The organism is Saccharicrinis fermentans DSM 9555 = JCM 21142 (assembly GCF_000517085.1).
Taxonomy (GTDB): domain Bacteria; phylum Bacteroidota; class Bacteroidia; order Bacteroidales; family Marinilabiliaceae; genus Saccharicrinis; species Saccharicrinis fermentans.
Genome location: NZ_KI912107.1, coordinates 1,349,216 through 1,363,615, shown reverse-complemented (window position 1 = coordinate 1,363,615; position 14,400 = coordinate 1,349,216). Strand labels below are relative to the sequence as shown.

Genomic DNA, 14,400 nt, shown 5'->3' with positions numbered 1-14,400 from the left:
GTTATTATTTTACCTTAATGTCTGAAATAAATTCTTTTAAATGAACATGATCCCTACTATCTAATGAAAATGGTTCCCCATTGATGGTTACGTTTTTAAACCTTACTCCATCAACCTTTCTTTCATTGCTATATCCACCAATAGTAGACGGGTTAACAAAACCGCCGGTATAACTGATATTTTCCAACAAAACACCCTCTACATTTCTTCCAGGTGCCCCACTGTATTTTTCATTGTACAAAGTCCTGAAATTGAACAACTGCCCTTCTTGTATACCCTCAATACGAATATTCCTGTAAGTAATATTTCTGACCAGGTTATTATCGGTATTGCTGATAGCAAAACAGCCCTGGTAGTTAGGGTCATCTTCATCGTGTTCCAAAATATCTAAATTGGTAAATGTCACATTTTCGATGCTATCACCTCCTGCTTTTGCATTCCCATGTAAACCCATATTGGTTGGATGCGCAACATCTGCCCATAATACTGAGTTCTTCACTACAATATTCCTGGCACTCCCATAAAACTGCCACCTGTGTCCATACAAAGCAATACAATCATCTGAATTCCTCAGAAACACATCATTTATATTTACATTAGAGCAAGACATCAGGTCGATGCCATCAGACCATCCCCGGCAACTGAACGATTTAATATTTTCGATAGTCAAACCATCTACTTGTCCCCCATAAACAGTATAATGTGAAGGATTTATAAAAACAGGTCCGTCGATATATACATTTTCTGAGTATCGGATTTCAACACCTCTTTCCGGATGCCAGACAATACCATGTCCCATAATCTTAACATCTTTTGCCCTATCTATTAAAAACTTACCATTAACCACAGCCCCTCCATCTAAATAGACTGTTTTTCCAGATGGTATATGATAAACATTACCTGGCTGGTCGCCGGGCTTATGGTATCCCGGACCAAAATAGATTATATTGGGATCGTTCTGTTGAGGAATATCTTTTAATACAGGATTGGCAAATAAATGAAGGTTGTGCAACCTATCCCCATTGATCTCAATGGAAAGCTTGACCGGTTTGTCCAGCCTAAAAAAGATATCATTGCCAATAACCTCATGTTTAATCCCCAATGATGAAGGTCTTATTTTCACCTCCCTTACTTTTCCATTGTTCTTTTTTACGCGCACCTCCACTGAACCTTCAAAATCGAAAGTCACCATGGATGCATCCTGTGGATTGTCGAGATCTACTTTAACGTTATACTCAAATAAATCCCTCCATACTCCCCCATTCTGCTTGACCTGAACAGTAAAGTCATCATTATGACCACTATATTTTATTTGATTGGGAACTGAGTAAATCATTAATTTCTGACTAGAAACAGCGCCTTCAAAGAATAGAACTATTATTAATCCCTGTAAAAAACGAAATAAATTCATCGTATTTATGTAAATGTAAATATTAGCCAATTAATAAGTTTACAAAGAAGCTAATGATTAGCTTCTTTGGCCCCAATCTGCACAAGGCAAAAAATGTAAGCTGTGACAATAAAGAATATTTGTTTCATGCGATTACTCTTCTAATTCTTTTTTCTATATACCTATTTTATTTTGTAATTCTAAACCAATAAAAATCAGCGTAACCTCCAACTCTGATACCAGGTTCCATCAATGCAAATATTCCAACCTTAGCACCAATCCATAACTCAGGAGTTGCTGTATGAGCTGTTCCTATGGGATGATATTTTTTTCCATCCTCACTGTAATAAAACTGACAAAGACCTCCTTCTTTTACTTCTACTCTTAAATATGCTTCGTTACTTTTAATTCGCACAGCAGTCTCCATTTCTTCATTCGCACTATATTTATCAATCATATTCCCTTTGAATAATTCAAGTTTATACCCTTCTTCATCTTTACTCATTGCTAAATAGGCATAATCATCTCCCATTACAGTTAGTCCTGCTTTTTTGCCTTGCCAAACATCCCACTCTGTTGTTAGCTTAACTTTAGTTGTTGCCACAAACTCTGGTGCTGGAAATTTCTGCATTAATAAATTTGGAACCATCCATAAAGAAGTTGAAGGTTCGGGCTTTGGATAATTTAACAATCGTAGGTAATCCTGATCGGGTAAATGCACCATCCATTTAATAGAATGATTCGCAGCCCACTGCCATTGCATTCCTAATTTCCCATTAATAAACTCATCACTTTCTTTAGGTGTATTTATTGGATATGTTTCACCCACATTTGGTTTTTGATAACTCGAAACCGGTTCTCCAATACCATCATTATTTATATCCTCTCCCATCATTGGCCAATTATCAATCCAACTAACCGGATTCATATGCAGAACACGACCATAAGCTTTTTTATCCTGAAAATGCAGAAACCATGATTCTCCTGTTTGTGTTTCAACCCATGATCCTTGATGTGGTCCATTTATATTTGTGCTTCCTTGGTGCATTACAACTTTTTCTTCATAAGGCCCATAAATATCTTTTGATCGAAGAATCAATTGCCATCCAGTTTCAACTCCACCTGCCGGACAGAAAATATAGTAGTATCCTCCCTTCTTGTAGAGTTTAGGTCCTTCAACAGTATGATGATTTTCATGTCCATCAAATACATGTTTTCCCGCTGAAATAATCTTCGTGCCCTCTTCATTCATTTCCCATATGGTTAGAACACTATTTATGTTAGCTCTGCTCCCTGCCCAACCTGTTACCAGATATACTTTACCATTTTCATCCCAGAGAGGGCTAGGATCAATCATACCTTTAGCTCCTTGAACCAACAAAGGTTTACTCCATTTGCCAAAAGGATCTTTGGTTTTCACCATATAAATGCCCCAATCCGGATCTCCCCAATAAATATAAAATTCATTATTATGATATCTTATGGAAGGTGCCCAAACGCCTTTTCCGTGTTGAGGAACATCAAACACCTCTTTATAATCCACATGAGGCAAGGCATAATTAACGATATCCCAATTTACCAAATCATTAGAATGAAGAATAGGTAATCCCGGACTACAATTAAAACTGGATGCAGTTAAATAGTAATCATCTCCTACTCTTACTACATCAGGATCTGAATAATCTGCATAAAGAATGGGATTTTTATATGTTCCATCTCCATTATCAGATATCCAGACCTCTGATATATAATGGTCTGAATCTTTCGTATAAGTTATTTTTTTTGTTTTATTTGAATTGGAACATCCACAAAGAGATGCTCCTAACACAAACCAAACTAATACAATAAAATTCTTCATTTACTATCTTTTTTAATTACAAGTTACCACTAAAGGATTAGAATAAAACTTTGATTGTTTCAAAAGAAAACTATCCTAATCTTCTAAATTATTAACCTGACTGCTTTTTTACCATGCAAAACCCGGATAATAAATCAGCTTGTGTTGATGGGGGTTAGTTAAAACCAATGAATAGCTTTGATCAGGGATTTCAATTTTATTAACTTAAGCTTTGGTAATTACGTTGCTTTCTATTATTATTCCTTCACCTAAAAAACTTTTGTCAATAGGTTCCCAATGTCTGAAAACGCCATTTTTTGTATCCAATTTTATCTCCCCATTCTTTTTTCATTGCCAACCCATTGCAATACTTTATATTCCTTTTTATTATTTTCTCTTATTAACAAATTATCTTTGTTTAGATCTTAAAGGTTTAAGTTTAATACCGAACAATTAATTGAAACAATTTCATTTCTATTAAATTCAAGTATATTGCCTACTGTTATCTCCTTTATTACTCTTTCTTATTTACATCCTATAAGAAATGCAATTAACAAAGAAAACACAACTACAAATCTTATACTCATCGCTCTTATTTCCAATAAATTATTCTATCATAAAAGAGAAAGGCTTTGCACAGGCCTTCCTCTAAACATCAAAATTATTTAACTAACACTTTACTTGTACTAATTTGAGATCCAATAACTTTAACAATACAAATTCCTGAAGGCGCTGTAAAGGTTTCTGTTGATGAATTCACTTCTTTTTTTGAAATCATTTTACCTGTCAAATCATAGATAATAACAGTTGCTCCTTGTTCACAATTTTGAACATTAACAATACCTGTTCCTCCTGTTACTATTACATCTGAAGCTTCAGTATCACCAATCACTGTTGACACATAAGTAATTACAACATATGGAGCCCAATCATAAAAACCTTCAATCGGAGTATCCGTATTCTCTTTAGTTTGAATATCATATCCTGAATCTGAATTTTCACCAACTAAAGCCATGGACATTACCTTATCACCACTCATTACTTCCTTAAAATAATCTGTAATATCAACTGAACCAAACAGGTCTGACCTATTCCAAGAGGAACTAACAGACCATTCGGCTTTTTGTGTTAAAGTTGAAATATCATTTGTAGGCGCATTATTCCAAGTTACTCCTGTTTCTGTCCAATCATCAGAGTAATCATAAAGAGTAATTGTGCCTGCATGTGCATTATGAAATGAGACATTAAATGTAACTAATTTGATTTCATTTGCATTATAATCAGTTAAACTTGTAAAGTCTAATTTAACTAACCCCACGCGATCAATTGAGCCATCAGCCTTAGTTTTAATAATAAATACCGAATTACTTCCGAAATTAGTATCCACATTACCCGAATATGAATGTATATGAGTATCTGCAGAAACTTTTACTAGCGTTTGAGCATAAGTTAATGACATACCTAAAACTAGCATAATAGCTAAAAAACTAAATTGTTGTAGAACTTTTTTCATAAGAGCTAGTTTTAAAATTATTAATTAAGATATTGTTTAGCTCTTAACAGAGCTTCGATATAATAATAGTCAGCATATATGATGGATGCATCAATTTCTGACTTTGCGGGCCAATGACCTGTTGAATGCATCAAGAATGATTGGTTCTTAGCTTTGCTTAAGTATTTATCTGAAGACAATGCTGTTAATAAGTCAATTGCAGTTTTTGCATATTTAGCTTTAACTTGCTCATCCGACACAAATGATTGTAATTCTAATAATCCAGATGCAATTATAGCGGCAGCAGATGCATCTTTGGGTGCATTAGGAATTGCTGGATCATTATAATCCCAATAAGGAATGGTATCCTCAGGTATCATTTCGATAAACTTATCAGCTAACTTTATGGCTGTATCTAAAAACTTCTGATCTTTTGTTTCTCTGTATACCATTGAATAGCCATAAATAGACCATCCTTGACCTCTGGCCCATTGAGAATCATCTGCATATCCCTGATGAGTAACACCTTTAATAAAATGACCGTTTGTAGTATCAAATACTGCCACATGGTATGTTGTATAATCAGGGCGAATTAATGTATTCATACATGTTTCAGCATGCTTTACAGCCATATTATATAAGGATTGATCGCCTCCGTTTTTTGAAGCCCAGAACAATAGTTCCAGATTAATCATATTATCAATGATTGTATTATGAGGCCAGTTCATTTTTTCTCGCATTACCGGCCATGATAAAATGGTGCCTACTTTAGGATTATATAGTGTTGCCAATGAGTCGGCTGTTAATAATAAAAAGTTTTTATAATCATCGCTTTTTGATAAACGATACCCATTTCCCATACTACAGTATAACATGAATCCTAAATCATGATTATCAACAGGAACATCCAAAACACCTTTTAATGGAGCAGTAAATATCTGTGCCCCTGCAAAAAGTGAGGTGTCACCAGAAGCTTCATAAGCATACCAAAGAACTCCTGGCCAAAAACCACTACACCAATCATGTATTCCTACTTTATTCCATTGAATTTGATTTGAATATATATTGCGAGGTAAACTATCTGCCTCGGTTAAAGTAGCTTTTGTAGCTTTTGTTTTAGCTACACAGTAGTCAAGCATTTTATCAATATCCAATTTGGCTTGATCTTTCTTACTTGTACAAGCAAACACTATTAACATTAATGTGATTATAAATGATGCTTTTAATAAGAATCTACGCTTATTTCTTAAGTCTATATTCTTCATACTTCTTCTTTTTTCGCCACTAACACGGCCATAACAAACTGAATACCTTATAATTGATACCTCCTATACTTTTCAAGCAAAAAGACATACAAAGTGCAATTCAACATAAATGATTGGAAATTCAATAATTTCTGATTATAATTTTTGATTATTCTGAATAAGACATTGAAGTAACATATTCAGAATAATCCGCTACACATAAAATGAAATAATGCTACTCTCTATACATCATTAGAGTTCCCCAACCTAACTGATCAAAAGCTCCGCTATTTGATCCATATCGAGAATCACCAGCACCACCTTCAGGTCTTAACTTTTCTGCAAAATACTGAGTATACTGATAACCAGAACCTAAGCCTTTAACTTTTGCGTAATGATTATAAATAATCTCCCAACCTGGTCTTATTGTTCCTCTTTGATCTTCAGAAGCCTGAGTTTGAACATACTCTTGTGATTCTCCTACAAATGCTGTATAAGAAGTAAATGGCATTGCAGTAATTGATACTATATAAGAACCTTCACTATTTGCATTATCCAAACCATTTTTAGCATTAAATAATGCAGTATACTCACACATTTTTAAAATCACATTATCATCAGCAGCAAAGAAATCCAGTTCTGGTACATCCTGATTATCCAGATATAAAGTATACGCCATTTGGCATAGGTTAGCTGCCACTGCTGCCACCATTGTAGCATGTCCCTGATCTCTGCCGGACTCCTGACACTGAGCAATTGTCTCTCCTGATCCATTTGGATCACTATGAGTATCAACTATCAATTTATCTAAACAACCATTTCCTACACCTTCATAAAAATAATTCTTAATAAAGTTCACCATATCATCATCTTCAGTAAGAATACCAATAGCCAAATACGAAGACATATTTACCAAATCCCAATTCGCCCAATAGTGTGTATCACTTGCATCTGAATGTTTTGTAAGAAATGCGTAATTCTTTGCTGCAAATACATCAACCATCCAAGTCTTAAAGGCTGTAAAATAAGAGTCAGACCAACCATCATAATCTCTTAATAATTCACCTGCATTTGCAAATGTATATCCCTGACAGCCCGATGCTAAATAATGATTGGCATCATTTGACTTTATTTCAATACATGTCGCAGCCCATTGATTTAATATATCTATTGCATTTGCTGCATAATCATCATTATCCGTTAATTTCCATAAAAGAGCCTGCTGATAAGCTGCAGCTGCATCTTTCATGGCATAAACATAATTCTCTGACGAATAATCAGTACCTGTAACATCCCCTCTTACAATTTGAGTCTGAGGATTTGGATCATAAGCTAACTGAGCATAAGCTGTTGCTTTTAAATTAGTAAACTCAGTATAAACATCTCCTGCTCCGGCAGCAATTGCCGTTTTAACACGAGTAAAGTCATCATCATTATACATTGCGCAAGGGTGGTTATATGTATAACTTACTTCTTCCTTTCCATCTTCCTCTAAATCCAAATCCACAGTACCAAACTTGTTTTCCAAACAACTTACAAGACTAAAGAATAATATTGTAGCTACTAAAACCGGCTTTATAATATTTTGTAATTTCATAATAAAAATCTTTGTTGATGATATTTTGAGTTATACTGATTAACTTAATTAACCAGTATAACTTCTTTTTATTTATTCTTCTACCCAAGTTATTCCTTCTGAAGTAAGGTGAGATTTAATATCTGTTAGAGTTTTGAATGTTTGAACCCAATAAACTGAATAAGTTAACTGTTGAATTGGTGTTACTACCATATCAGCATATTTCCATTGGAATGTTTTAAATTTAACAGAAGCATCCGTTGGTAATAAACCTCCCGTTGAAAATGATTGCTGAGTTAAATCATAAATAAATACATAACTACCATCATCACATTTATAACGCATTAGCCACTTATTGTTTCCTCCACCAAGACTGCCTTTGTATGATCCATCATCCGTATTACTATCAACATTGATATTTCTACCTGTAACGTCATCATAGTCCAGTACATCATTCATTTTAATTGCTACAATCGGATAATTCCCTGCATGTAACCATACATATGAATCCTGTTTTGAAAAGTCAGCACGCTGTTTTGAACTGCCATAAGTGGATACATCCAATTTTTCATAGCTCCAGATTGAACTTGCTCCTTGCAATGCCTGACTTGATGTTATATTCCATGTAATATCATCTATATTATGGAATAATTCACGAATTAATCCTTCTGCTAAGAAAATTGTTACAGTACTAGTATTTCCTGTTTCAGGACACGTTGCTGTAATTGTAACTTCTCCAAATACACCATCCTGATTAAATGTAACCACACCTTTTGATACTGTTGCGATAGTTTCATCACTCGAAGTCCATTCTACCAATGATTTTGTAGCGTTTGAAGGCTCAATATCATAAGCAATTGAATAAGTTTTATCTCCAATAGCCCATTCGTAGTTATCACTACTGTATGTTTGATCTATTGTTATTGATTGTGGTTCAACGATCTGTACAATCTGTACATCAATTGATGCAGAAACGGCACTACCTTCATCCAACGCGGTTGCAGTAATAGTCACAGTAGTACCTGGATCAGGATCTCCAGAAACACCTGTTACAACACCATTATTATCAACTGTGGCAACACTTTCATCTGAACTTGAAAATTGAACTGTTTTATAGGTTGTATTAGATGGATTAATAGTAGGTGTAACTGTTAATGTTTCTGCCACATAACAAGATTCTGAACTACTTGATAATGTTATTGATTCAGCAACAACCTCCGTACTTGAAACTACAACTTTAATATATCCATAAATACCACTACCTGAATAAAATACAGTTGGCGAAACTGTAATAATTGCAGTACCAGAACTTACTGCTGTGACAACTCCATTTGCATCAACAGTTGCCACTGTTTCATCAGAAGAGCTCCACTCCACATCTGAATATGTAACATTATCTGGTGTCATTGTGTACGATAAAGAAATTGTTTCTCCTGTAATCATTGGATAAACATCACTCTCTGTTTCATCCTGGTATATATAAACCAGTTTACTTTCAGGCAAACCTAATTCTAAAGTACTTGGATATATTGCAGGTTCTGATTTTGACAAGCTTTCTTCGTCACACGAAAGAGGTATCATAGCTGAAGCTATTAATACACAACTTAATATATACTTGAAAATATTTTTCATTATTTTTTTCTTTTTCAGTTAATAACTATTAAGCTTATTCCCATCCTGTATTTTGTCCCAGATTAGGGTTTAATTGCAATTCATCAGAAGGCAATGGGTATAAGTAGTTCTTATCAGCCCAGGTACGATTATCATAAAGAATCACACGACCATCACTGTTTATACCTCTTGCTTGTTTTGTCCAGTTTGTTTCAAACCATGTTCCGGTAAACATAACACCTAATTGATCTTCTGGCATCTCATCTCCTGCAACAGCCCAACGCTTTAAATCATCAATTCTAAATCCTTCTAAATAAAGCTCTATGGTTCTTTCTCTTCTGATTTCTTCTCTCATATCTAATGAATTTGTTGAAACAAAAGAGTTACTTAACTTAGGCATATTTGGATTTACCCGTAGGCGAACTAAATTTAACGAGGCATCTAATTGTTCATCTGTAATAGCACCGTTTAATTCATAAACAGCCTCTGCATAATTTAACAGTATTTCAGCATAACGAATAACAGGATAATCATATGATTCATATTCATCAGCAACCTGACGTTCAGTAGCCCATTTTTGATTTTGGTATCCACCATTAGAACGAACATCCATTGTTAAACAATTTTCTAAATCATCATCATTCCAACTAGTTCTCCAGGCTCCATCGTTGTTCCAATATTTTGTACCATGTTTAATTAGAGAAGTTGCCATTCGATTATCTCTATTTTGAAACTCTGTTGTAGCGGTGGAATACCCTCCAAATAAATCCGATACACTAACAGGTAGACCATTAGAACATAAATACATATTAACAAATTTACTTGTTGGATATATTACATTACCTAAAGCTGCATGTGTAATATTTGTACCTAACTTATCACCATCAAAATGACGATGTGCTAAAATATATTCTTTATTATCAGATATAGTTAAGCCTGCTGGATTACATTGAGTATGTTCAAGAATGAACATATAACGATAACTATCAATATCCAAAGTCTCATCATAAAATAATTCATAAGTTCCATCCATTACATTCATAGCAGCATCACGTGCTGTTGTAAGTAGATCTGTACTGCGAGCCGTATTACTATTATGAAATTTTTGCCAAGTACCTTCATAAAGAGCTACTCTTGAAAGGAAGGCATAAGCAGCAGCCTGAGTTAAACGACCTTCTTCAGTTACTGTAACAGGTAAAGCTAAAGCTGCATCCTCAAGATCAGTTATTATTTGGTCAATAACCACACCTCTATCATCTCTTTTTCCGGATAATTCATCTGAATCAATATCAAGTGGCTTTGTTAAAAGAATAACATCTCCATATAACTGAACTAATTCGAAATGTAAGTAAGCCCTAAAAAATTTAGCTTCTGCTACAGGTATTTCTATTTCACTTTCATTACTATAACTTTTGGCATTTTCTAGCAATAAGTTGGTATAATAAATTCTTTTATAAGTAACGCTATAATTATCATCTTCAGTAGGAATTGTATTTGTTCCCTGACTAAATGTATTAATAGAAGATGTTGCAATTAGATCAGATCTAAAGTCACTGTGTGGACCATCAGAAAATCCATTATAAGCATTGTGCTCACCTGATTGATTAAAATCTCTGGTGTACGCATAAAACTGATTTGCAAACAACTGAAAGTTATCAGATGATGACCATGTTATATTATCTCCCATAGAGTCCAATGGGTCTAAATCCATACATGACGTCATTACTCCAAGGAGCAACCATATATATGATAATTTAATTATATATTTTTTCATAACTGTTCGTTTAAAATGTTAGATTAATTCCTAAAGTATAACTACGAGTAAAAGGATATCTCTGCGTTCCAGATGCTTTTCTTCTCGCTTCCGGATCCCATCCATCTTTTATTCTTGTAGATTCCCATAAATCAGTTCCTGTAACATAAATTCGGAAACCTGAAATGTATTTTATTTTAGAAACTTTATCAGAAGGAAGAGTATAGCCCAAGGTTACATTCTTTAGCCTGATGTATCTACCATCCTGTGATGTAAGCGATGAAGCTTGATAGTTATAGTTATTAATATTCTTATCAGTGGTATAAGGAGCATAATATGCATTTGAATTTGTTTCACTCCACGTTCTACCAATAGACTGTGTTGTTGTATTTGTATACAGTGCTCTAAAAGGAACTGTCCAATTATCAATATCTCTGTACACAAAACGGTTAGCAGCACCTTGGAATAACAAATCTAAATCAAATCCCTTATAACTGGCTCCAGCATTAAAAGAATAGGATATTTCCGGAGTATCACTACCTAAATATTCATAATCTTGTTCATCTAAAATACCATCATTATTTAAGTCACAATACATATTATCTCCAACCCTTAAATTAGAAGGCATTTCAATACCATTATTCTCATAATATTTCGCAATATATGCATCTAACATCTCTTGATTTTGAATCTTACCTCCATATCTTAACCCAAAGATTGAATTAAGAGAATAACCTTGTTGTGTTGAAGTATATCCGGATGAAATCACGGAAGTACCGCCATAATCAACTAATTCATTTCGTGCGAATGATATTACACCACCAAAATGATAAGAAACTTCCCCTATTTTATCTCTCCATGTAAGATTACCTTCATATCCCCAGTTTTTAAACTCTCCGTAGTTTGCTTTTGGAGCAGAATCACCTAATACAGAAGGGAAAGTAAGACTTACTAACATATTGTCATTTTTCTTTAAGAATGCATCAACAGAGCCTGATAACTTTTGATTTAAAATACTAAAGTCAAAGCCTACATTATAGTTTTTAATACGCTCCCAGCTTCTAGAAGTAGAAGCCAAAACACCAGTTGTTTTAATATAAGATAGTTTTGAATCTCCCACATAGGTACCATTAGAAGAACTAATATTATACAACTGAACACCATCATAGTTAGAAATACCACTTTGATTACCCATTTCAGCATAAGATACACGTAATTTCAGTTGATCTAACCAACTAACATCTTGTAAAAAGTTTTCTTCTGAAATTCTCCAACCTAATGAAGTTCCATAAAATAAATCCCATCTATTTTCTGGCAGAAATTTAGATGATCCATCATATCTGGAATTAAATTCTACTAAGTATTTAGATTTATAATCATAGTTAAATCTTCCAAAAAAAGAAGTGTTGGCATTTTGATATTTTTCTTCATCTCCAGTCAATGTAATCTCTCCTGATCCATTAACTATTTCAAGCCCATCCTGAGTATTTAATACTTTTACACCAAAATAAGTATACTGTTTAAATTCATACTGACTACCAATCATTAATTTAAAATCATGATCATTTATCTTCTTCTTGAAATTTAAGTAACCTGAAACAGAGTAAAAATCTGTTTGAGAATTGGTTTGCTTGTAATACGAATTAGCTTGAGTTGGAGAAGTTAAAACTTCTTTTGTTCCTGTATAATTATAATATGTAATTGAATTTTGTGTCGTATTTCTTGATGCAGAGGCAGTATTATACCCCAAGTTCCCATTGACATCTAACCAACTGGTAACATTATACTTAAAAGTCTCACTAATATTTACTGCAGAAACAGATAATTTATTATCTCCTCCATCTTCTGCCTTTGCTACAGGTGATCCCCAAGTACCCCATGCATATGGTTTTCCATTTAAAGTTTTTAATGGTAGACCTGGCATAGGCATTGAAGTCGTTAACATTGATCCTATAAATGTAGGAGCGACTTGTTCTTGTCGGTTATATGAAATAACAGATTCTAAGGTTGCCTTATCTGTTAACTTATAACTATTGTTGGCTCTAAATGTATATCTTTTATTATTATTATTTCCATATTGCAAATTGGATCCATCATACAAATAGCTCATTGATACTCTATACGATGAACGTTCATTACCTCCTGAAATAGCTAAATTATTTTCGGTAGAATATGAATTTCCAAATAAAGAACCTAACCAATTATCTTCTGAAAATACAAAATCAGAAACATCTGTAAAAGCTGCAGTGCCAAATGGACTAGCACTATTTTCTAAATCAATATATTCTCCCTTATAAGTTTTAGCTAATTGCGCATAACTATACCAGACACTAGAGGTATTATTATCATTTTCTAATGTTGTCATGATACCATCCGCCCATTGATCAACACTCATTAACTCAGGCATTAAACCAACCTGTTTAAGGGCCATTGTTCCGCTATACTCAACTTTAACAGTACCTGATTTACCTTTTTTGGTAGTAATTAAAACAACCCCACCTGCCGCTCTAGATCCATAAATGGCTGCAGCACCATCTTTTAAAAAGTTCATTGACTCAATATCATTTGAGTTCAATAATCGCATATCATTTACACTATTATATGCTACTCCATCAACAATAACTAATGGCTCCATAGAGTTAACTGATGAAGAACCCCGTAAATTTAAATCCCAACCTTCATCTCCTGGAGCACTTGATGCACGTGTTATCATCACCCCAGGAACCTGACCTTGCAAAGCTTGTAAAGGACTTGAAAGATTTCCTTTTTCTTGAAGGGTTTCTGAATCAATAGCAGTAACAGCACCAGTTACAGAGGCTTTTTTCTGAACACCATAACCAACAACAACAACATCATCCAAACCTATAAATTCAGACTTTAATATTACATTAATAGGAGCAGGTCCGGTAACAACAACCTCTTGCCTAGTCATGCCGATAAATGAAAAAACGATAGTTGAACCAACATCTACTTTAATAGTATAATTACCATCAATATCAGTTATTGTACCATTAGGTATTCCTTTCTGAACAATTGAAACGCCCGGAATTGGTTCTCCACTTTCATCTGTTACATTACCACTGATCACCACAGTGTTTTCCTGATTGATCGCTCTCAAACCATTATTATCCTCTGCATAGATTAAATTTCTTCCAAATCCCTGAAACAACAGCACAGCAACCATCAATACTGCTTTTGCCCAGAAATTTAAACCCGGATGCTTTTTAACATCTTCATCCGAATGTTTCTTCAACTTTTTCATACATTTAATTAATTAAGTTAATTGTATTAGACATAAGGGTATTTCCCTCTTTGCAGGTTTTGATTCCTGGCTAAAACTGACCTAAAATTAATATTACTCACATTTTAGAATACATAAAGACCATTCTCAATAACCATAAAAAAACCTGATACAATGTTAAAAAGTCTTTAATATACTGGGTATAATTAACAATCCAAACGATATAAATTATGGTTCATACGTGAAATAACCACTT

8 protein-coding genes are annotated in these 14,400 nt (G+C 33.9%); all 8 read right to left on the bottom strand.

Annotated elements, in window-relative coordinates; all coding sequences use genetic code 11:
* Positions 1 to 4 precede the first annotated feature (4 nt).
* Positions 5 to 1,411 carry a glycosyl hydrolase family 28 protein gene (locus CYTFE_RS0105535; protein ID WP_027470999.1) on the bottom strand — a complete coding sequence of 469 codons (1,407 nt, stop codon included), beginning with the start codon at positions 1,409 to 1,411 and terminating at the stop codon, positions 5 to 7.
* 166 nt (positions 1,412 to 1,577) lie between these two features.
* On the bottom strand, positions 1,578 to 3,248 hold the full coding sequence (locus CYTFE_RS0105530; RefSeq protein ID WP_027470998.1) for a glycoside hydrolase family 43 protein: 1,671 nt from the start codon (positions 3,246 to 3,248) through the stop codon (positions 1,578 to 1,580).
* 640 nt (positions 3,249 to 3,888) lie between these two features.
* Positions 3,889 to 4,740 carry a CBM96 family carbohydrate-binding protein gene (locus CYTFE_RS0105525; protein WP_027470997.1) on the bottom strand — a complete coding sequence of 284 codons (852 nt, stop codon included), beginning with the start codon at positions 4,738 to 4,740 and terminating at the stop codon, positions 3,889 to 3,891.
* 20 nt (positions 4,741 to 4,760) lie between these two features.
* Complete coding sequence (locus CYTFE_RS0105520) at positions 4,761 to 5,984, bottom strand: glycoside hydrolase family 88 protein (RefSeq protein WP_081735916.1); 1,224 nt, start codon at positions 5,982 to 5,984, stop codon at positions 4,761 to 4,763.
* Positions 5,985 to 6,198: 214 nt separating this feature from the next.
* Positions 6,199 to 7,560, bottom strand: coding sequence for an alginate lyase family protein (locus CYTFE_RS0105515; RefSeq protein WP_027470995.1), 1,362 nt, complete (start codon positions 7,558 to 7,560; stop codon positions 6,199 to 6,201).
* Positions 7,561 to 7,632: 72 nt separating this feature from the next.
* A complete protein-coding gene (locus CYTFE_RS0105510; RefSeq protein ID WP_027470994.1) occupies positions 7,633 to 9,171 on the bottom strand; it encodes an Ig-like domain-containing protein in 1,539 nt (512 codons plus the stop codon).
* Between the two features lie 34 nt (positions 9,172 to 9,205).
* Complete coding sequence (locus CYTFE_RS0105505; RefSeq protein ID WP_027470993.1) at positions 9,206 to 10,924, bottom strand: RagB/SusD family nutrient uptake outer membrane protein; 1,719 nt, start codon at positions 10,922 to 10,924, stop codon at positions 9,206 to 9,208.
* A gap of 10 nt (positions 10,925 to 10,934) precedes the next feature.
* Positions 10,935 to 14,165: a SusC/RagA family TonB-linked outer membrane protein gene (locus CYTFE_RS0105500; protein ID WP_052343018.1), complete on the bottom strand. Its 3,231-nt coding sequence runs from the start codon at positions 14,163 to 14,165 to the stop codon at positions 10,935 to 10,937.
* Between the last annotated feature and the right edge of the window lie 235 nt (positions 14,166 to 14,400).